The organism is Brevundimonas diminuta, from assembly GCF_050310045.1.
Lineage (GTDB): Bacteria > Pseudomonadota > Alphaproteobacteria > Caulobacterales > Caulobacteraceae > Brevundimonas > Brevundimonas diminuta_F.
This window is the reverse complement of record NZ_CP190005.1, coordinates 968,015-987,860: the sequence shown is the minus strand read 5'-3', so window position 1 is coordinate 987,860 and position 19,846 is coordinate 968,015. Positions and strand designations below refer to the sequence as shown.

At 67.2% G+C, this 19,846-nt stretch carries 22 protein-coding genes; 10 read left to right on the top strand and 12 right to left on the bottom strand.

Annotated elements, in window-relative coordinates; all coding sequences use genetic code 11:
- The first annotated feature begins 178 nt into the window (after window positions 1-178).
- Window positions 179-1,240: an alanine racemase gene (alr, locus tag ACORJG_RS04625; RefSeq protein WP_427792964.1), complete on the top strand. Its 1,062-nt coding sequence runs from the start codon at window positions 179-181 to the stop codon at window positions 1,238-1,240.
- Window positions 1,241-1,284: 44 nt separating this feature from the next.
- Here the strand turns inward: alr and ACORJG_RS04620 are convergent, their stop codons facing one another.
- Window positions 1,285-1,902 (bottom strand): Yip1 family protein, encoded by a 618-nt coding sequence (locus ACORJG_RS04620; RefSeq protein ID WP_427792003.1) that lies wholly within the window; start codon window positions 1,900-1,902, stop codon window positions 1,285-1,287.
- A gap of 160 nt (window positions 1,903-2,062) precedes the next feature.
- Between ACORJG_RS04620 and radA the strand changes: the two genes are divergently transcribed.
- From radA to ACORJG_RS04595, 5 genes are all read left to right on the top strand, one after another.
- A complete protein-coding gene (gene radA, locus ACORJG_RS04615) occupies window positions 2,063-3,436 on the top strand; it encodes a DNA repair protein RadA (protein ID WP_427792002.1) in 1,374 nt (457 codons plus the stop codon).
- A 33-nt stretch (window positions 3,437-3,469) separates the two neighbouring features.
- Window positions 3,470-4,006 carry a CvpA family protein gene (locus ACORJG_RS04610; protein WP_427792001.1) on the top strand — a complete coding sequence of 179 codons (537 nt, stop codon included), beginning with the start codon at window positions 3,470-3,472 and terminating at the stop codon, window positions 4,004-4,006.
- 81 nt (window positions 4,007-4,087) lie between these two features.
- The gene (gene purF / locus ACORJG_RS04605; protein WP_427791999.1) at window positions 4,088-5,593 is read left to right on the top strand and encodes an amidophosphoribosyltransferase; all 1,506 of its coding nucleotides are present in this window, start codon (window positions 4,088-4,090) and stop codon (window positions 5,591-5,593) included.
- Window positions 5,594-5,688: 95 nt separating this feature from the next.
- Window positions 5,689-6,450, top strand: a complete 762-nt coding sequence (locus ACORJG_RS04600; RefSeq protein WP_427792962.1) for an SDR family NAD(P)-dependent oxidoreductase — start codon at window positions 5,689-5,691, stop codon at window positions 6,448-6,450.
- A gap of 30 nt (window positions 6,451-6,480) precedes the next feature.
- A complete protein-coding gene (locus tag ACORJG_RS04595) occupies window positions 6,481-7,770 on the top strand; it encodes an O-antigen ligase family protein (protein ID WP_427791998.1) in 1,290 nt (429 codons plus the stop codon).
- Between the two features lie 50 nt (window positions 7,771-7,820).
- On the opposite strand, the gene der is transcribed toward ACORJG_RS04595, so the two are convergent.
- The 6 genes from der to ACORJG_RS04565 all read right to left on the bottom strand — a co-directional run bounded on the left by der (window position 7,821) and on the right by ACORJG_RS04565 (window position 13,193).
- Entirely contained in the window at window positions 7,821-9,437 is a 1,617-nt protein-coding gene (gene der, locus ACORJG_RS04590; protein ID WP_427791996.1) for a ribosome biogenesis GTPase Der, read from the bottom strand.
- 31 nt (window positions 9,438-9,468) lie between these two features.
- Window positions 9,469-10,890, bottom strand: coding sequence for a PQQ-binding-like beta-propeller repeat protein (locus ACORJG_RS04585; RefSeq protein WP_427791994.1), 1,422 nt, complete (start codon window positions 10,888-10,890; stop codon window positions 9,469-9,471).
- Window positions 10,891-10,914: 24 nt separating this feature from the next.
- Complete coding sequence (locus ACORJG_RS04580) at window positions 10,915-11,682, bottom strand: tetratricopeptide repeat protein (protein ID WP_427791993.1); 768 nt, start codon at window positions 11,680-11,682, stop codon at window positions 10,915-10,917.
- A gap of 145 nt (window positions 11,683-11,827) precedes the next feature.
- Complete coding sequence (locus ACORJG_RS04575; protein WP_427791992.1) at window positions 11,828-12,238, bottom strand: hypothetical protein; 411 nt, start codon at window positions 12,236-12,238, stop codon at window positions 11,828-11,830.
- The gene (locus ACORJG_RS04570) at window positions 12,228-12,785 is read right to left on the bottom strand and encodes an RNA polymerase sigma factor (RefSeq protein WP_427791991.1); all 558 of its coding nucleotides are present in this window, start codon (window positions 12,783-12,785) and stop codon (window positions 12,228-12,230) included. The genes ACORJG_RS04575 and ACORJG_RS04570 overlap by 11 nt, the downstream gene beginning before the upstream one ends.
- Window positions 12,786-12,809: 24 nt before the next feature.
- Entirely contained in the window at window positions 12,810-13,193 is a 384-nt protein-coding gene (locus ACORJG_RS04565) for a DUF6249 domain-containing protein (protein WP_427791990.1), read from the bottom strand.
- 186 nt (window positions 13,194-13,379) lie between these two features.
- On the opposite strand from ACORJG_RS04565, the gene ACORJG_RS04560 reads away from it, so the two are divergent.
- On the top strand, window positions 13,380-13,616 hold the full coding sequence (locus tag ACORJG_RS04560) for a DUF2188 domain-containing protein (protein WP_427791989.1): 237 nt from the start codon (window positions 13,380-13,382) through the stop codon (window positions 13,614-13,616).
- 3 nt (window positions 13,617-13,619) lie between these two features.
- On the opposite strand, the gene ACORJG_RS04555 is transcribed toward ACORJG_RS04560, so the two are convergent.
- From ACORJG_RS04555 to ACORJG_RS04535, 5 genes are all read right to left on the bottom strand, one after another.
- Window positions 13,620-13,973 carry an ArsC family reductase gene (locus ACORJG_RS04555; RefSeq protein WP_427791988.1) on the bottom strand — a complete coding sequence of 118 codons (354 nt, stop codon included), beginning with the start codon at window positions 13,971-13,973 and terminating at the stop codon, window positions 13,620-13,622.
- 92 nt (window positions 13,974-14,065) lie between these two features.
- Window positions 14,066-14,449: a hypothetical protein gene (locus tag ACORJG_RS04550; protein WP_427791987.1), complete on the bottom strand. Its 384-nt coding sequence runs from the start codon at window positions 14,447-14,449 to the stop codon at window positions 14,066-14,068.
- Between the two features lie 88 nt (window positions 14,450-14,537).
- On the bottom strand, window positions 14,538-14,879 hold the full coding sequence (locus ACORJG_RS04545; protein ID WP_427791986.1) for an ArsC/Spx/MgsR family protein: 342 nt from the start codon (window positions 14,877-14,879) through the stop codon (window positions 14,538-14,540).
- Window positions 14,880-14,881: 2 nt separating this feature from the next.
- Entirely contained in the window at window positions 14,882-15,412 is a 531-nt protein-coding gene (locus ACORJG_RS04540) for a hypothetical protein (protein WP_427791985.1), read from the bottom strand.
- 20 nt (window positions 15,413-15,432) lie between these two features.
- Window positions 15,433-15,897 (bottom strand): hypothetical protein, encoded by a 465-nt coding sequence (locus ACORJG_RS04535; RefSeq protein ID WP_427791984.1) that lies wholly within the window; start codon window positions 15,895-15,897, stop codon window positions 15,433-15,435.
- Between the two features lie 117 nt (window positions 15,898-16,014).
- Here ACORJG_RS04535 and ACORJG_RS04530 point away from each other — a divergent pair, with 117 nt between their 5' ends.
- From ACORJG_RS04530 to astD, 3 genes are read left to right on the top strand one after another with little or no spacing between them, the layout of a single operon-like run.
- Window positions 16,015-17,274 carry a hydrolase gene (locus ACORJG_RS04530; RefSeq protein WP_427791982.1) on the top strand — a complete coding sequence of 420 codons (1,260 nt, stop codon included), beginning with the start codon at window positions 16,015-16,017 and terminating at the stop codon, window positions 17,272-17,274.
- A gap of 4 nt (window positions 17,275-17,278) precedes the next feature.
- On the top strand, window positions 17,279-18,286 hold the full coding sequence (locus ACORJG_RS04525; RefSeq protein ID WP_427791980.1) for an arginine N-succinyltransferase: 1,008 nt from the start codon (window positions 17,279-17,281) through the stop codon (window positions 18,284-18,286).
- 14 nt (window positions 18,287-18,300) lie between these two features.
- Window positions 18,301-19,716: a succinylglutamate-semialdehyde dehydrogenase gene (gene astD / locus ACORJG_RS04520; RefSeq protein ID WP_427791978.1), complete on the top strand. Its 1,416-nt coding sequence runs from the start codon at window positions 18,301-18,303 to the stop codon at window positions 19,714-19,716.
- Window positions 19,717-19,846 lie beyond the last annotated feature (130 nt).

Below are 19,846 nucleotides of genomic sequence, written 5' to 3'. Positions count from 1 at the left end.
TCATCCTCGGGCTTGACCCGAGGATCGGATCATCCGTCTGCATGACGTCAGCAGGGATGAGTTCGTCCTACGCTCGATCCTCGGGTCAAGCCCGAGGATGACGGCGGATGTGGCGTGTGCGCCGCCCAATACACAAAAGCCGGTGGCGCCGCCTGAACTGCAGATTATAACCGTCGCCATGACCTCCCCCGCGCTTGCTCCCGCTGCCCTGCACGTCGATCTGGACGCGCTCGCCCGCAACTATCACACCCTGGGCGCCGTCAGCGGCGCGCCCGTGAATCCGGTTGTAAAAGCCGACGGCTACGGCCTGGGCGCCGCCGCTGTGGCCAAGCGGCTGATGGCCGAGGGCGCGCGCACCTTCTTCGTCGCCCGCGCGGCCGAGGGCGTGCGTCTGCGCGAGGCGATCGGGCCAGAGCCGGTCATCTATATTCTGGACGGCTGCCACGGCGCCCCTCATAGCAATGGCGCCGCCATGCTCAAGGCGTCCAACCTGCGGCCCGTCATCAACCACCCGACCCAGCTTCAGACGTGGCAGGCGGCGGGCGGCGGCGCCTGCGGGCTGCAGATCGACACCGGCATGAACAGGCTGGGTTTCCGCGTCGAGGACGCGCCCGCACCGTTCCCAGGCCTCGAACTGGTGATGACCCACCTGGCCTGCGCCGACGAACCGTCCAACCCGCTGAACCGCGCCCAGCGCGACGCCTATGCGGCGGCGGTCCAGCGCTATCCGGGCGTGACGCGCTCCTTCGCCAACTCGGGCGGCTGCTTCCTGGGGCCGGACTTCGCCTTCGACGTGGTGCGGCCGGGCATCTGTCTTTACGGCGGCGGGCCGGAAGGGCGCCCGCACGAGAAGATCGCCCCCGTCGCCAGCCTGATCGCTCAGGCGGTGCAGGTCCGCGACGTGCCCGCGGGCGAAACCGTCGGCTATTCGCAAGGCTATAAGGCGGATCGGCCGATGCGCGTGGCGACCGTTGGCGCGGGCTACGCCGACGGCGTGCTGCGCAGCTACAGCCCCAAGGGGCAGGTCTTCATCGCGGGCGAGATGCGGCCGATCATCGGCCGGGTGTCGATGGACGTTCTGGCCGTCGATGTGACCGGCCTGGACATCAAGGCGGGCGATCCGGTCGAGATCTTCGGCGCCAACCGCCTGATCGACGACGCGGCGGCGGCGGCGGGGACCATCAGCTATGAACTGCTGACCTCGATCACGCCACGCGTGCCGCGCGTCTATCAGGGTTGAAGACAAAAGGCTGAGGCTCGCGGCCTCAGCCCTTCTCTTCAGACTTAGCTCAGGGCGAACGCCGCCGCGCCTGCGCCGACGATGACGAAGCTGGCGATCACCGCGCCGACGATGGCGAAGACGATGGCGTTCAGGATGATGGCTGCGACCACCACGACGATGGTGTAGCCCAGCGCCTTGTCGGCGGCGGTCTTCATCAGCGTCGGCAGGCCCAGATACATCAGATAGAAGCCATACAGACCGATCAAGCTGCCTAGCCAGCCCAGCGTCGGGATGATGTTCAACACGCCCGCGATCCACATCGGGGTCATGGAATAGACGGCGACCTGCATCGCCTTCACCGGGTTCTTGGTCCCGCCGAAGGTCGGCGCCAGGGCGTCGATGATCAGGCCCAGCACATAGACGCTGAGCAGGCTCAGCACATAGCTGAGCGCGCCGCCCAGCAGCGGGCCGACCAGGCCGCGATGACCAAAGGCGATCTGGCCCACGATGGTCGCCACCGCCGGGATAGCCGCAAGGATGACGGCATAGCTGGTGAACAGCCCCTTGATGCTGGCGCTTTCGGCGTCGATCACCGGCCATTCGAACTTGGGCTTGGTCAGGATGAATTTGACCCGCGAAACGAGCGTGGGATCGACGGCGGGCGGGTTTTCGAGGGTCATGCGTTAGCCTTCTGGGCGGTTGATTGGATCGCGGCCTTATCATGGCAGAATGACGGCTGTGTGGAAGTCTACGCAAGACCCCTGTTTTTATACGTCAGCCTCGGTCGTAGATCGCCCGCCGACGCCTGCCCTCGCCCGCGCGATCTGCTAGGGCTGATGCATGGCGCGCGACTCTCTTCTTTTCGTCTGCAAATCCTGTGGAGCGGTTCATTCCAAATGGGCCGGGCAATGCTCGTCATGCGGCGAGTGGAACGTCCTGGTCGAGGAATCCAAGGCGGCCCCGCCGGGCGCGATGAAGCCCGCCTCGACCGCGCGTGGGCGCGGGGTGCAGTTCGAGACGCTGCAGTCCGACACGCCTGAACCCCCGCGCATCGTCACCGGCGTGACCGAGTTCGACCGCGTCTGCGGCGGCGGCGTGGTGCCCGGCTCGGCCATCCTGCTGGGCGGCGACCCCGGCGTCGGCAAGTCGACCCTGCTGCTGGAGGTCACGGCCAAGGCCGCCCGCAACGGCGCAATAGTCGCCTACATTTCGGGCGAAGAGGCGATCGAGCAGATCCGCGCCCGCGCCAAACGCATGGGGGTGGCCGACGCCGACGTGTCGCTGGCCTCCGCCACCGCCCTGCGCGACATCCTGACGACGCTGAAGCGCGACCCGTTCGACATCGTCATCATCGACTCCATCCAGACGCTGTGGAGCGACGCGCACGACGCCGGGCCGGGCTCCATCACCCAGGTGCGCGCCTGCGCCGCCGAACTGGTGCGGCTGGCCAAGAACGGCGGCCCGGCCATCGTTCTGGTCGGCCACGTCACCAAGGACGGCCAGATCGCCGGGCCGCGCGTGGTCGAACACATGGTCGACGCCGTGCTCAGCTTCGAGGGCGAGCGCGGCTATCCCTTCCGCATCCTGCGCGCGGGCAAGAACCGTTTCGGCGCCACCGACGAGATCGGCGTGTTCGAGATGGGCGATTCCGGCCTGCGCGAAGTGCCCAACCCCTCGGCCCTGTTCCTCGGCGAAGGCAAGGACCGCGCGCCCGGCGCCGCCGTCTTCGCAGGGATCGAGGGATCGCGGCCGGTTCTGGTGGAAATACAGGCCCTTGTCGCGCCTTCTGCATACGGCACGCCAAGACGGGCGGTCGTCGGCTGGGATTCCGGCCGCCTCGCCATGCTGCTGGCGGTGCTGGAGGCGCGCTGCGGCCTCGGGTTCGGCGACAAGGATGTCTATCTGAACGTCGCGGGCGGGATGCGGATCAATGAGCCCGCCGCCGATCTGGCCGCCGCCGCCGCCCTGATCTCCTCGGCCCTGGACATGCCCCTGCCGCAGGGCTGCGTCGTCTTCGGTGAGATCGGCCTGTCGGGCGAAGTCCGCGCCGTCGGCCGCGCCGAGGCCCGTCTGCGTGAGGCCCAGAAACTGGGCTTCGAGCGCGCCCTCGCGCCGCCACAAGCCAATGGCAAGGTGAAGAAGGGCGATGTCGCCCTGACCGTCGTCAACCGTCTGGCTGACGCAGTCGAAAGAATCTCGCAGAACCGCTATTAGGGCGCGTTCCCATCCCTTGAGGCCGCAGAGCGCGTGACCGGCTACGACGTCTTCGTGATTCTGGCCCTGCTGGCCTCGGGCGCCGCCGGATGGTTCCGGGGCGGCATGCGCGAGATCACGGCCCTGTTCAGCTTCATGCTGGCGGCGCTGCTGGCCCTCATAACCCTGCCGTGGACAGCGCCGATCGGGCGGTCGCTGGTCGACCCGGACTGGGCCGGGTCGGTGCTGGCCGTGGGACTGGTGTTCGTCGCCCTCTATTTCGGCCTGCGCTTTATCGGCTCAGCCATTTCGCAGGGTGCGCGGGGCCATGCGCTGGGCGTGGTGGACCAGACGCTGGGCCTCGGCGTCGGCCTGATCCGCGCCCTGGCCCTGATCGGCGCGGTGCATCTGGTCATCATGGGCGCCCTGCAGGACAACCCGCCGCGCTGGCTGTCCGAGGCCGCGACCGCGCCGGTCAGCGAAGGCGCCGCGCGCGCCATCCAGATCGTGCTGCCCACCCTTGGAAAGGGCGCAGACGCCCTGACGCCCGTCGTGGGTTCTTCCGTCCGCGAAGGGTTTTCATCGCAATGAGCCTTGCCCCCGACGCAATCGCGGACTACGTGCGCGTCGCCGCCCATTGAGTTATCTTCCCCCGGTCATCGGAGCCTGACGATGCGCCACCACATCGCCGAACCCGTCATTCATCGCGAGCATTGGCGTGAGCCGGGCGATGATCAGCTGCGCCTGGAATGCGGCGTCTGCGGCGTCTGGGGCGCGCCGGAAAACGAGGCCTCTTCCATCGTCGCGCTGGGCCTGCACGCCCTGCAGCATCGCGGGCAGGAAGCCTGCGGCATCGCCAGCGTCCACGACGAACTCTTCTATACCGAACGGCATCAGGGCCTTGTGGGCGACGCCTTCGGCAACGCCGCCCTCAGCGAGCGCCTGCCCGGTCGGGCCGCCATCGGCCACACCCGCTATTCGACCTCGGGCGGCAGCTTTCTGCGCAACATCCAGCCGATGTTCGCCGATCTGGATCAGGGCGGCATCGCCATTGCCCACAACGGCAACCTGACCAATTTCAAATACCTGCACGCACAACTTGTACAGGAAGGTGCGATCTTCCAGTCGACTTCGGACTCCGAGGCCATCCTTCACCTGATCGCCCGCAGCCGTAAGGCCAAGATCGTCGACCGCTTCATCGACGCCCTGAGCCGCATCGAGGGCGCCTACGCCCTGGTGGCCCAGACCCGCTACAAACTGATCGGCGCGCGCGACCCGCTGGGCATCCGTCCTCTGGTGCTGGGCAAGGTCGGCGAGGCCTGGGTGCTGGCTTCGGAAACCTGTGCGCTGGACCTGATCGGCGCCACCTTCGTGCGCGACGTCGAGCACGGCGAGGTCGTGGTCATCGACGAGGAAGGCCTGACCTCGATCAAGCCCTTCGCCACCCAGTCCGCCCGCCCCTGCCTGTTTGAATACGTCTATTTCGCCCGGCCCGACTCGGTCGTGAACGGCCTGTCGGTCTATGACGTCCGCAAGGAAATGGGCCGCCGTCTGGCGCGCGAACACGTGGTCGAGGCCGATGTCGTCGTGCCCGTGCCCGACTCAGGCGTTCCCGCCGCCCTCGGCTATGCTCAGGAAAGCGGCCTGCCCTATGAAATGGGCATCATCCGCAGCCACTATCTGGGCCGCACCTTCATTCAGCCCAGTCAGGGCGCCCGCCAGAAGGGCGTGCGGATGAAGCACAGCCCCAACCGCGCCGCGCTGGAAGGCAAGCGCGTCGTGCTGATCGACGATTCCCTTGTGCGCGGCACCACCTCGCTGAAGCTGGTTCGCGCCGTCCGCGCGGCGGGCGCCAAGGAGGTGCACCTGCGCTCGGCCAGCCCGCAGATCCTCTTCCCCGACTTCTACGGCATCGACATGCCCGAGCGGTCGCAACTGATGGCCGCCACTCACAGCATGGAAGAGATGCGCGCGGTTCTGGAGGTCGACTCCCTCGGCTTCCTATCCATCGACGGCCTGTATGACGCCCTGGGCGCCGGACCGCGCGACGCCGCCAATCCGCAATACACCGACCACTATTTCACCGGCGACTACCCGACCCGTCTGCTGGACCGTGAAATCGAGGAAGGCGGCCGCGATCCGCGCGGTCGGCAACTGTCCCTGCTGGTCACAGCCTAAGCTTACGCCTCTTCGCAATCTCTCTCCCGGCGGGAGAGGGATTAATGGCCATCCGCCGCCTTTCACCCGACCGCGCGGCGCGCTATCAGCGGGCCATGTCCGAGAACGCTTCCCTCCCCCTCGCCAACCGCGTCGCCCTCGTCGTCGGCGCCTCACGCGGGATAGGCCGCGAATCCGCCCTGGCCCTGGCCAAGGCGGGCGCCCACGTCATCGCCGCCGCGCGCACACAGGGCGCCCTGGAAGAGCTGGACGACGAGATTTTCGCCGCCACCGGCCAGCACGCCAGCCTGGTTCCCTTTGATCTGGTGGACGGCGGCGCCATCGACCGTCTGGGCGGCGCCCTGTTCCAACGCTACGGCAAGCTGGACATCTGGGTTCAGGCGGCCGCCACCATGGGGCCGTCGGGCCTGACCCCGGTCGCCCACGCCGAACCGCGCGAGTTCGCCAAGATCGAGAAGATCAACTTCACCGGCGTCTATCGCCTGATCCGCTCGCTGGAGCCGCTTTTGCGCGCATCTGATGCCGGGCGCGCTATCCACCTGACCACCAGCGTCGCCAGCCAGCCACGTGCCTTCTGGGGCATGTATGCGGCCACCAAGGCCGGCGCCGAGGCCCTGTTCAAATGCTGGGCCGACGAGATTGAAAGCACCCCGGTGCGCGCCTCCATCGTCGATCCCGGCCGGATGCGCACCCAGCTGCGCGCCCAGGCCTTCCCCGGCGAGGATCCCAGCGTCCTGCCGCACCCTTCGGAGATCGGCCCGCTGATCGTCGAACTGGCGCGCCCCGACCTGACCCCGCCGCTGACGGTCAGCTTCAAGGAATGGAAGCAGGGACTGTCGGCGAACGCCCTTATCTGACATTTTCATGCGATGAAACCCGCGACCGATATGCATACGGCGCCTGGCCCTGCGGTTCACCGCACGGCCCTGCCGCTTGTGCGTGCGGCGCCGTTGGCGGATATCGTCGCCCTTATCGCCTCCGTCGGCCTGGTGCTGACCTATGCCGGCTTCTGGAGCGCGCCGTTGACGGGCTACGGCGCCCGTTCGGCCGACTTCCTGCGCAACTTCTACTATCCCGCCTATCTGCTGGCGCTGATTCTGGTCTGTATGCGGCCCGAGCGCGCCGTCAAAGGGCTGATCCGATCGCCCCTGCTGATCGCCCTGCTGCTGTTGGCGGCGGCGACCTATTTCTGGTCCATCATGCCGGACCTGACCGCGCGTCGCATACCGGCCCTGTTGTTCACCACCCTGGCGGGCGTGGCCCTGGCCTCGCGCTGGAGCTGGCGTTCGCTGACCGAAATTCTGGCCGGGACGCTGGGCGTTCTGACCATCATCTCCTTCCTGCTGGGCGCCCTGCTGCCGGACTTCGGCCGGATGCAGGAGATCTTCCCCGGCGCCTGGCGCGGCCTGTGGCTGGAAAAGAACTCGCTCGGGCACGTCATGGTCAAGACCACCATCTTCCTGCTGGCGGCAGGCGTCATGGTCCCTGAACGGCGCAAGCTATGGTTCGGACTGGCGCTGGTGTCGGTGATGCTGGTCATCCTGTCGACGTCCAAGACCGCCCTGCTGGTCCTGTTCCTGTCGCTCAGCGCCATGGGCTTTGTCGCCGTGGTCAAGTCAGGGCCGCTGCGGGCTGTCATCGCCACCTGGCTCGCCGTCGTCGGGGTCATCGGCGTGGTGTTGCTGACGCTGGCGGAGACCGAGTTCGTGCTGGAACTACTGGGCAAGGACGCCACCCTGACCGGCAGGACCGGAATCTGGTCCGGCATCATGCAACAGATGTCAGAACATCCCTGGCGTGGTTTCGGCTACGGCGCCGTATGGGATGATCCCGGCTTCACAGGCCCCAAGGCGTGGATCGGCCATCAGGCCCACTTCATACCGGCCAACGCTCACAGCGGCTGGCTGGAGATCTACCTGGCCCTGGGTCTGGGCGGAGTGACCCTGTTCGGACTGTGGCTGGTGCAGATATGGACACAGTCGCTGTGGGCGGCCTACACCAGTCCCGGCGGCTGGCTGGCCGTGCCCATGATGACGTCCTTCACCTTCACCATGCTGAGTGAAAGCATCGCCATGAACTGGCATGAACTACGCTGGGTCGTCATGGTCGCCATCGCGCTGAAGCTGGCGCTGGGCGATGAACCACAGGACGCTCCGCTCCCCAAAACGACCAGGTAAAGCTTTTCCGGCGCCGGGCGTGCGGATCACAAGGCGCCGGATGCCTCAGATCAGCGCTTGGCGCCGCCTTTCTGACCCGTGCGGACACGGCCCGAGCGCGACACCTGACGGGCGCCGCCGCGCGCGCCCTTGCCGACAAAAGCGTTGGAGCCCGCCTTCTTGGAGGCGCTGGCCTTCAGCCCGCCCAGGGGCTTCACCTTGGGCTTGATGCCGGCCTTGGCCTTCTGCTCCAGCGCCTTGCCGGGCAGGTTGGACAGCTTCTCAGCCTTTATGACCCGCCGCGGCGCCGTCTTGGCGTCGCCCTTGAAGCGTTCCGGCCCTGACTTGGCGCCGCCATCCGCATAGGGGTTGGCCGAGCCTGATTTGACGTTCAGGCGGATCGGCGTGCCCGGCAGGTCGAAGCTCTCGCGCAGCGAGTTGACCAGATAGCGCTTGTAATGGTCCGGCATGGCCTCGGCCCGGCTGGCCATCAGCACGAACGTCGGAGGGCGCGCCTTGGTCTGAGCCATGTATTTCGGCTTGATCCGCTTGCCGTCCACGGCGGGCGGCGGGTGCCTCTGGGTCGCCAGAGACAGCCAGTCGTTCAGGTCCTTGGTCTTCACCTTGACCGACCAGGTGTCATAGGCCTGAAGCACGGCGGGCATCAGACGCTCGACGCCACGGCCGTTGAACGACGACAGGGCCACGAAGGGCGAACCCCGCAGCTGCGGCAGCTTGTCGTCCGCCAGACGCTTCAGCTCAGCCAATCGCGACTGAGGCTCCTCTTCCAGATCCCATTTGGAGGCGACGTAAATCAGCGCCCGCCCTTCCCGCTCGACCAGATCGGCCAGTTGCAGGTCCTGGGTGTCGAAGGCGTCGTCCTTGTCCATCACCATGATCACCACCTCGGCGAAGGTGATGGCGCGGATGGTGTCGGCGACCGACAGCTTTTCCAGCTTTTCCTGAACGCGGGCCTTGCGGCGCATTCCGGCGGTGTCGATCAGGCGGATGTTCTTGCCTTCCCAGACCCAGTCCACCGAGATTGAGTCGCGCGTGATGCCGGCTTCCGGGCCGGTCAGCAGGCGGTCGTCGCCGATCAGGCGGTTGATCAGGGTGGACTTGCCCGCATTCGGGCGACCGATGACGGCGATGCGGATCGGCTTGTCCGGCGCGTCGATCTCTTCGATGAAGATGTCTTCGGACGCAGCGACGATGGCCTGATACAGGTCGGCCATGCCCTCGCCGTGTTCGGCCGAGATCGGCACGGGCTCGCCAAAGCCCAGAGCGTGCGCCTCGCCCACGCCGCCGCCGCTTTCACGGCTTTCGGACTTGTTGGCCAGCAGAACGACAGGCTTGGGCGTCTTGCGCAGACGATCGGCGAAGATGCGGTCCAGCGAGGTCACGCCTTCGCGCGCGTCCATCATGAACAGGATCAGATCCGCATCCTCGATCGCCGCCTCGGTCTGCTCGCGCATCCGCGATTCCAGACTTTCGTCGGTGACGTCCTCATACCCTGCGGTGTCGATCAGGGTCAGATCCATGTCGCCGATCACGCCGTCGGCGTAGCGGCGGTCGCGGGTCACGCCGGGGCGATCATCGACCAGCGCAAGGCGCTTGCCGACGAGGCGATTGAACAGTGTCGACTTGCCCACATTGGGGCGGCCGACGATGGCGACCTTCAGAGCCATGTCGGCCTTCTAGCTTAAATCGGTGAAAAGGTCAGCGGATGCTGACCAACTGGCCCTTGTCGGTCAGGACATAGAGGGCGCCGTTATAGGCGGCCGGGGCGATATAGGCGGCCGAACCCAGCTTCAGGCTGGCGGTCTGCGCGCCGGTCTTCGGATCATAGGCCACCGCCTCGCCGTCCGAGTTGACCAGCACCAGACGGTTGGACGCCAGGATCGGACCCGACCAGACCGGACGCACGGTGCGCTTGCCGAAGCCCAGGAAGCCGCCTTCCTTGCGGACGCGACCGTCATTCAGGTCGCGGGTCCAGTAGACCTGGCCCGTCTCGCGGTTGACCACGGTCAGCTCGCCCGCCTGCGACACCACATAGACGACGTCGCCGACCGGCAGGGGCTGGTTCACGCCGACGATGGGCAGGGACCATTTCGGCTGGCCGGTGCGCAGGTCCATGACCTGCAGCACGCCCGACTGGCTGATGGCGTAGACCTGACCGCGGCTGACTACCGGACGACCGGCGATGTCGCGCAGTTCCGACAGGGCGCTGGTGCGGCTGGTGCGCGACAGCACCTGCTCCCACACCGGCTGGCCGTTGGTGACCTGAAGGGCCACGATCTGACCCGAGGAGAAGGGCGCCACGACCGTGCCGCCGCTGACCGCCGGGCTGGAGGCGCGCATGATGCGGGCCGGCTCGGTGATGCCGCGATACGACCAGTCCTGCTGGCCGTTGGCCACGTTGAAGGCGATCAGCTGGTTGTCGACGTCGACGACATAGACCCGCTGGCCCGCCACCGTCGGCGCGCCGTGGATCGGCAGGTCGACCGGGGTGCGCCACAGCTCAGCGCCCGTATTGGCGTCGAATGCCGTCATGACGCGATAGCCGGACGAGACGAAGACCTTGCCGCCGCTGACGGCGATGCCGCCGCCGAAGCCGCCGCCGCCCGAACCGCCGCCCAGACCCACGCCCAGGAAACGGCGGCCGCGATCGGCCTCATCAACCTTGACGCTGGCCTTCCACAGAACAGCGCCGGTTCCGGCGTCCACAGCCGTTATGCTGGCCTCGCCGTCCATGACGAAGACCTTGCCGTCCTCGGCCACCACCGGCGACATGACCTGACGGTCCTTGGCCGAGCCAGAGCCGATGTCACGACGCCAGCCGATGGCGAAGTCCGGCGCGGCGATGACGTGTTCGACCGCGTTCTCGGCGTTGCCGCCCGGCTGGCTCCAGCTTGTGGCCGCCTGCGGTCCCGGCAGGAAGAAGTCGCGGCCGGACAGGGCCGCCGACGGCGCCAGTTGCTGTTCGAACTCCAGAATGGAGATGCGCTGTCCCTCGGACGCCGTGGCGACCGGGTCCTTGCTGCCGCCCCAGCCGAACGGCAGGGCGTTGCGGACCGTCCCGCACGAAGCGACGGTCAGGGCCAGACCGCTCAACAGGGCGACTTTAAGGGTTTTGGTCATGGTTGGCGTCCCGAGGGAGTCAAATCAGGGAGCAGGCGTCTGAGCAGGCGTCTGGGCAGGCGCTTCAGCCCCGGCCGCAGCCGGAGCCTGACCCGCCGCCGGAACCGGCAGCGCGGCCGCAGCCTTGACGATGGCGGCCAGATTGGCGGCCGTGCCCGTATCGATCGCCTGAACGGCGGCCTGGGCGCGCTGACGAACCGTGTCAGGCACGTCCTGCCCCAGTTGTAGTTGCACGAACACCTGACGGGCGTCGGCCGTCTTGCCGTGCTGAAGCTGGGCCATGGCCAGGGCTTCCTGAGCGAAGGCCTGCATCGGGCGCTTGTCGCCGGTCAGCGGCTCCAGACGCTTCTGCACGTCTTCCAGCGAGGCCGTGTCCATGACCAGGAAGGTCGCTTTCAGGGCGGCGATGTCAGACAGGATCGGATCCTTGGCGGCCTTGGCGGCCTCGTCCAGCAGGGCGACGGCGTCGGCGGTCTTGTTCTCGGCCAGAACCAGACCCGCCTGCTGCATCAGGGCCAGCGGCTTGTAGCCGCCGCCGGCCTTGGCCGACTCAGCGAAGGCGGTCTTGGCCTCGGCGGCCTTGCCTTCCTGCATCAGGTCGATGCCCTGCTGATAGGCGGTCGAGGCCTTGTCGGCCTGCGAGCTGACATAGGACTGCCAGCCCCACCACGACAGGGCGGCGACCAGAGCCACCGCCAGCAGGCCGCCCATAATGGGCAGCCAGGTGCGGGCCAGACGCCGATAGCGTTCGGAGCGAAGCTCCTCCTCGACCTGTTCGAAGACATCAACCACGAAACGTCGCCCCAAAAATGCAGCCAAGGCCGATCAGTAAAAACGCCGCGACCCTAGAGGTTCGGCGCAGCGCCCGCAACGCAGGCGTTGGGCGCGAAACGGCTTTTTCCAGACCTAAGCTGCGACTTGGGCGGGAAAACGGCGCTTAAATCTGTTGCGACAGCTTTACAGCCCCCGCCGCCAGCAGGGCGACCAGCACCCCGGCGACAGCCCAGAACGCCTGCGTCCCTCCCATCGAACCTACGGCCTGCATGGCCGCATCGCCAACGCCTGTATGCTCCAGCAGGGACTGAACCCCATGCGCGCCCGCCGAATCGATCCCGCCGCCCGCCTGTGCGGTGAGGGAATGCGCGCTGAGGTCGAAATTAATATTCAGCAGTTCGCGCACCGCGATCACGCCCCCGACCACCCCCGCCGCCGACAGGGCGATGGACCGCACGCGCGACGCCTTGTTCAGCCGCGCGGCCACATCCGCCTCGAAGAAGGGCGAATCGGCGAAGTGCGGCGCCTGGGCGAACAGGCGCTCGATGGCCGGGTCGAATTCATCAGCCGACATGGGATGCGCTCCCGATTGCAACCGGCCCCGGCTGGAGCCGGGCCCGAAGTTTATCCAGACCACGCTTGACATGGGATTTCACCGTTCCGAGCGGCAAATTCATGGCCGCCGCGATTTCCGGGTGCGACATCCCCGCGCCGTGACACAAGGAGACGCACAGACGCTCGGCCTCGCTGAGCCCCTTGAGCGCTTCATCCAGATCGACGCGGCCGATGCTGTCGACGACAGGCGCGACATGTTCCGTTTCGCTTTCCGCCACATAGCGCGCCTCCTTCGAAATAAGCTTCAGATACTGACGCGCGGCGATGCGCTTGATCCAGGCGGCGAAGGTGCCCTCGCCCCGGAACTCGGCGCACTTCTCGAACGCCAGCAGAAAGGCGTCCTGCGCCACATCGTCGGCCAGTGCAGGCTGGGCGCCCATCCGGCGCAGCAGACCGCGCACCGCCGGGCCGTGGCGGCGCACCAGTTCGCCGAACTCGCGCCGACCGCCCCCGGCCGCCAGCCCGGCCAGTTCGATGTCATGCAGATCGCGTAAAGGACGGGCCATGACGCTTGTTCCGATCGCGCCGCCTCAGCCCTTGTTCTTGTTGAAGAAGCTCAGGACGATGAAGGCCAGCCCGATCATGCCCGGAATCGCGGCTATGCCGACGATGGGGTAGTAGGCGTCCATCTCCGCAAAGCTGACCGCATAGCCGAAGACCGCAATGCCGATCGCAACGGCCAGCAGGATGACCCCGGTGCGCAGGTCGCGCGCCGCCGTCGCGGGCGGCTTTGCATTGTCCTTGCTGATGGCCTCGATGACCTCGGGCGGCAGGGTCTGACCCTTTTCGATGGCCGCCCGCAGCGTCGCCTGCATCTCGCGCCGCTCGCGGCTCTTCAGCCACGACGGAATGACGACGATGGCCACCACCATCAGGAAGGGCGCCAGGGGGATGAGGACTTCAAAGCCGTCCATGAGTCTCGCCTTTATGGATCTGTGTTGAGCCGACCTGAAACGGCGGCCTTCTGATCACAAGAGGCGGCGATGATGGCTGATGGATGCAGTTTCGCGCATGAACTCTTCGTAATGCGTCACCACAGCGTGACTCGACAGCCGCCGCCCCTCACCCGACGCTGCTCCCGAAAGCTTTGCGAGGTCGCGATGAACATCACATACCGCATCGTCCAGCACGACGGCGGCTGGGCCTATCAACTGGGCGACAGCTACTCCGAGACCTTCCCCAGTCACGCATCGGCGCTGGCCGCAGCCACGGCGGCGGCGCGCGAACAGCGCGTGCCGGACCGCACCGCCTGGATCGAATATGAGGACGCCTCGGGCCAGTGGATCACCGAACGCGCCGACGGCCACGACCGCCCCGACACGGCCGTCGAGGACTGAACCTCAGCCCTTCAGGGCCTCGGCGTATATCTCCGGCTTGAAGCCCAGCAGCGTCCGCCCATCGCCCAGATCCAGCACCGGGCGCTTGATCATCGACGGCTGGGCCAGCATCAGGTCCACCGCCTTGGCGGCGTCGATATCGGCCTTGTCTGCGTCCGGCAGCTTGCGGAAGGTCGTGCCTGCGCGGTTCAGCACCTTCTCCCAGCCATGCTCGGCGACCCAGCGCTCCACATCAGCGCGATCCGCGCCCACGGCCTTATAGTCATGAAAGTCATAGGCCACGCCGTTCTGGTCCAGCCAGACGCGCGCCTTCTTCATCGTGTCGCAGGCCTTGATGCCATACAGGGTGCGGGTCATGGGCGAACTCCAAGCGTGACGAACAGCCGAGGTCTGGCATCGAAGCGCGGAGGGGTCAATTTGGAGCGCGTGAACAGGTCGCGCCTCGCCCCTTAGCGAACCTCGATGGCCGGAAGATCGAAGGCGTTGGGCGCGGTAAATGGTGTAGTCAAAAGGTCGATGTCGCCGTAGCCGTCGAAATAGCTGTAGGCTTCGATCATCGCCGCGTAGCCGTCTTTGACGTAGAGCATGAACTCTAAGGGGTAGGCGTGCGGCCCCACTTCGGAGCGAACCCATCCCCCGGGGCTGATGGTGACCACGGCAGGCGGCAACGCCCTGTCCACGCCGAACTCAGTGTAAAAACCGCAACCTGTGAATTCACGACCAGAAACCTCAGCCGTCTTCAACTGCTCGATGAGAGCATGGCCCCCATCGAGGCTCACTTGCTTCGCCAGAACGACAGCGACGGCCATTTCGAGCGCGGATAGCTGTTTCATAGCGTAAGCCTATCCCCCGAGCGGCTGTCGGCCAATGTTCGCTTCAACCCTTAGCGAACATCAAAGCCTCCACCGCAACTGCGCGTCCCTATAGAACGCCCAGCACCGCCTCGACCGGCCGCCCGATCGCCGCACCCTTGGGCGTTTCGACGATGGGGCGCTCGACGATGACCGGGCTCTCGATCATGGCGGCCAGAACCGTCGCGTCATCCGCATCGGCGGCCAGCAGTTCGGCGGCCTTGGCCTCCTTCTTACGCAGCAGGCCCTTCAGCCCGCCGCCCGTTCCGCGCGCCAGACGGTTCAGCGTCTCGGCGTCCCAGCCGCTCTTCAGATACTCGACCACCGTCGGTTCGATCCCGCGTTCGCGCAGCAGTTCCAGCGCCTTGCGCGAGGTCGAGCATTTCGGGTTGTGATAAAGGGTGACGGTCATGGTCAGACGCTCCGTTTCAACTGTTCAAGCATACGGCCGCCACGATACGCCGCCGCATAGACCAAACCCATGAGCAGGCCGATGATCTGCAGAGCGACGGAAGCGGGCGTCAGCCAATGAGCCATCACCGGCCCCATCATCACCAGCCCGACCACCCTGCTCAAGAGACCGTAGCCGAGTAAGGCCAGCATGATGGCCGGGATCGCCCACGTCATCCAGCGCCACTGCAGCACGGCCAGAACCAGAAAGACGATGGCGACGCTGATCATGGTGATCATCATGAACGGCGCAAGAACGGTCATGACGCCCTCCATCATCGCCTGATCTGCCGCCGATCCGCCCTGGGCTTGTCCGGCCACGGCCATGGACTGCACCAGCCTATTCGAAATCAGCGGCAGGCTCGCCACGCCCTGAACGGTGGACACGGCCAGGGCGACGGCCCCCACACGCGCGGACCGCTGCGCCTCCGCCATGCCGCGCGGCGGCGCAAAGGGATTGGCCGCACGTAACCACAACTTGAGCTTATGCTTCATCTATTACCCCCAGATATCGTTCAGGCCCGGTCACCGGATGAGACCGATGCCATAGCCGCCGCCCCGCGCAGCCCCCCGATGTGCAGCAGCAGACACAGGATCATGGCGGCGCCCGCCACGCCGAAGCTCCATCCCGGCAGGCCCGCCGCGCCCAGCGGCGCCCCGACCATCAGGCTGACCGACAGGGCGCTGAGTTCATAGATGGCCCAGACCATGCCGAAACCGGGCAGCAGCCGGTTCGGTCGTCGCCACTGCACCCGCCCTAGCAATATGGCGATGACGGCGAAAAAGACGGCGAACCCCGCCGTCGTCCCGCGCAGGGCCTCATGCTCGGGCGTGCTGAGGAACCAGACCAGCCCTGCCTGCATCAGGCCGACCGCCCCCCATATCCAGAAGGCGATGGCGCTGCCGCGCGCCAGCGCCGCCGCCGTCTCGGCCGAATCGACCGGGGCGAAGGGTTGAGGCGGTGCGATCCGACGGTTCATGCGCGACTCCCTGACTGAGGCGGCGAAACTATCCCGCCGGACCCCGAAATCCCAAGGGCGAGAGAGAGATATCGCCCCGCCTTCACCTTTTTCCCGCGCCCGTCTAGGGTCGGCGCCATGCGGATCGAACCTCAGGATCAGGCCGTGCTGGACCACGTCGCGGCTCGTGGCGGCGCCATTGTTCAACGCGCCATCGACTGGTCCGACATCAACTCAGGCAGCCGCCACGCCGAAGGGCTGGCGCGGGTTCTCGACGTTCTGGACGCCACGGCGCGCGCCGCTTTCAGCGCAGCGGCGACGGTCGAGCGTGTGCCGACCCAAGGCTCCACCACCGTCGCCGACAGCGGCGCGGTGATCGCCGAATCCTACGCCGACTGCCTGAAGATCACCGCCCGGCCCGAAGCCCCGCTTCAGGTCGTGCTGACCGGCCATTACGACACCGTCTTCCCCGCCGACAGCGCCTTCCAGAGCGTCGTCACACGCGACGACGGCGCCCTGAACGGACCGGGCATCGCCGACATGAAGGGCGGGATCAGCGTCATGCTGGCCGCGCTGGAAGCTTTCGAGACGCATCCTGACAAGGCCCGCGTCGGCTGGACCGTCCTGCTGTCCCCCGACGAAGAGATCGGCTCGCCCGCCTCGGCGCCGCTGCTGGCGGAGTTGGGCGCACGCGGCCACGTCGGCCTGACCTATGAACCCGCCCTGTCCGACGGCACGCTGGCGGGCGAGCGCAAGGGCAGCGGCAACTTCCACCTGATCGTCACCGGCAAGGCCGCCCACGCGGGCCGCGCCTTCCATGAGGGCGCCAATGCGGTCGCAGGCGCCGCCATCATCGCCGCCCGCCTGCATGGTCTGAACGGCCAGCGCGAGGGCGTCACCGTCAATGTCGCCAAGATCGCAGGCGGCGGCCCCCTCAACGTCGTGGCCGACAACGCCGTGGTGCGCTTCAACGTCCGCGTGCCGGACGCCCAGAGCGCGACCTGGATCGACGAAACGGTGCGCGCCCTCGCCGCCGAGCCCCCCTTCCCCGGCCTGACGCTGGACCTGCACGGCGGCATGACCCGCGCGCCCAAGCCGATGGACGCCAGCCAGACCGCCCTGTTCCACGCCGTGCGCGACGCGGGCGACCTGCTGGGCCAGACCATCGCGTGGAAGCCTTCCGGCGGCGTCTGCGAGGGCAACAACCTGCACGCCGCAGGCCTGCCCAATGTCGACACCCTGGGCGTCGTCGGCGGCGAGATTCACTCGGATCAAGAATTCGCCTGGCCCGCCAGCTTCGTCGAGCGCGCGCAGTTGTCCGCCCTGATCCTGTGCAAGATCGCCTCGGGCGAGATCGACGCCCTCAAACTGAAACAGCTCCGACTGGAGACGATGTAACCGCATGCTCGTTGTTCGCCCCGCCGGTCCCGCCGACCTTCACCACCTGCTCGAACTGGCCATCCTGTCCGGCCCCGGCTTCACCAGCCTGCCCGAGGACGCCGACGTCCTGAGCGAGCGGCTGGAGCTCAGTCAGGCCAGCTTCGAGGGGCGCATTCCGCCGCAGGAAGCCTGGTACACATTGATGCTGGAGGACGGCGACACGGGCGACATCGACGGCATCGGCTCGGTCAAGGCGACGGTGGGGCTGAAGCGGCCCTTCTTCAGCTTCCGTGTCGTGAACAACACCGTCCAGTCGCCGTCGCTGAGCGTAAAGCTGAACCATCAGACGCTGGTGCTGGTCAACGAATGCACCGGCTGGACCGAGGTCGGCTCCCTGTTCCTCAAGGCCGACCGGCGCAAGGGCGGCGCCGGGCGTCTGCTCAGCCAGTCGCGATATATGCTGATCGGCGCCCAGCCGGACCTGTTCGCCGACAATGTGCTGGCGGAACTACGCGGCGTCTTCACGCCCGACGGCTACTGCCCCTTCTGGGACCATGTGGCGCACAAATTCTTCCCGATGGATTTTGACGACGCCGATCGCATGACCGGCTCGACCGACAAGCAGTTCATCCTCGACCTGGCGCCGCGCCATCCCATCTACATCGACCTGCTGCCCGAACCGGCCCGCGCCGTGATCGGCAAGGTCCACCCCCAGGGCGTGCCCGCGATGGCCCTGCTGGAAAGCGAAGGTTTCCGGCCCAACGGTCTGGTCGACATCTTCGACGCCGGGCCGACCGTCGCCTGCGGCCGCGACAACATCCGCACCGTGCGCGACGCCCGCGTCCTGACCGCCCGCATCGAGAAGGAGGTCGAGGTCGACCTGCCCTCCCTCGTCTCGACCGACAGCGTCGCCGCCTTCCGCGCCGTCCGCGCCCGCGTGCTGGTGGACGACGATCTGGCCCGCATGACCCCCGACGTCGCCGCCGCCCTGAAGATCAAGGACGGCGCTGTCGTCCGCGTGAAATCCTGAGCCGAGTACCCGCCATGACCCGTTTCACCTCGACCAACCCCGCCACCGGCGAAACCGTCTGGGAGGGCGAAGCCGCCTCCGTCGAACAGGTCGGCGCCGCCGTCGAGGCCGCCCGCGCCGCCTTCCCCGACTGGGCCGACCGCCCGCGAGGTGATCGCATCGACGCCGTGAAACGCTATCAGGCCATCCTGAAAGAACGCGCGCCCGAAATGGCCGAAGCCATCAGCCGCGAGACCGGCAAGGCCCTGTGGGAGACGAAAACCGAACTGGCCTCCATGGCGGGCAAGGTCGACATCTCCATCCGCGCCTATGACGAGCGCACCGGCGAGCGGTCGAACGACACCGCCTTCGGCCGCGCCGTCCTGCGTCACCGCCCGCACGGCGTCTCGGCGGTGCTAGGCCCGTTCAACTTCCCCGGCCACCTGCCCAACGGCCACATCGTCCCGGCCCTGCTGGCGGGCGACACGGTCGTGTTCAAACCGTCCGAAGAAACGCCCCTGACCGGCCAGCTGATGGCCGAATGCCTCGAGGCCGCCGACCTGCCCAAAGGCGTGTTCAACATGGTTCAGGGCGGGCGCGACACCGGCGCCGCCCTGCTGGATCAGCCGATCGACGCCCTGATGTTCACCGGCTCGGGCGCGGCGGGCGCGCATTTCCGGCGCAAGTTCGCCGACGATCCCCACGTCATCCTGGCGCTGGAGCTGGGCGGCAACAATCCGCTGGTCGTCTGGGACGCCGCCGACGCCGAGGCGGTCGCGGGCATCGTGGTCCAGTCCGCCTTCGTCACCACCGGCCAGCGCTGCTCCTGCGCGCGCCGCCTGATCGTGCCGGAAGGCGCAGCCGGAGACGCCATCGTCGAGGCCGTGGCCGCCCTGTCCGACCGCCTGAACTTCGCCCCGTGGGACAGCGATCCAGAGCCCTACGCCGGGCCGCTGATCTCGGAGAAGGCGGCGACCGCCGCCCTCGCCGCCCTGCAACAGCGCATCGACGCGGGCGCCCGCGTGATCCGCGCCTCGGGTCCGGTCGACAACCTGCCCGGCGCCTTCGTCAAGCCTGCGATCATCGACGTCACCGGCGTCGCGGTCGAGGACGAAGAGATGTTCGCCCCCTTCCTGCAGGTGCTGCGCGTCCCGACCTTCGACGCCGCCATCACCGCCGCCAACGCCACCCGATACGGACTGTCCGCCGGTCTGGTTAGCGACGATGCGAAAAACTGGGATCGCTTCATCAACCGCATCCGCGCGGGCGTGGTGAACTTCAACCGTCCGACCACGGGCGCGGCAGGCGACATGCCCTTCGGCGGCCTGGGCGCCAGCGGCAACCACCGCCCCAGCGCCTATTACGCCGCCGACTACTGCGCCTATCCGGTCGCCAGCTTCGAGTCCGGCGCGGTCAAGAACATCGAAAGCGAAATCAAGGGCCTGCTCTGACCCCTTCTCCCCTTGAGGGAGAAGGTGGCTCGCGGAGCGAGACGGATGAGGGGTGTCAGCACCATGTCTAGCCAATCGAACTCAAGGTCCCGGATGATCGGAAACGACGCCGCCGTCCCCCCTCATCCGA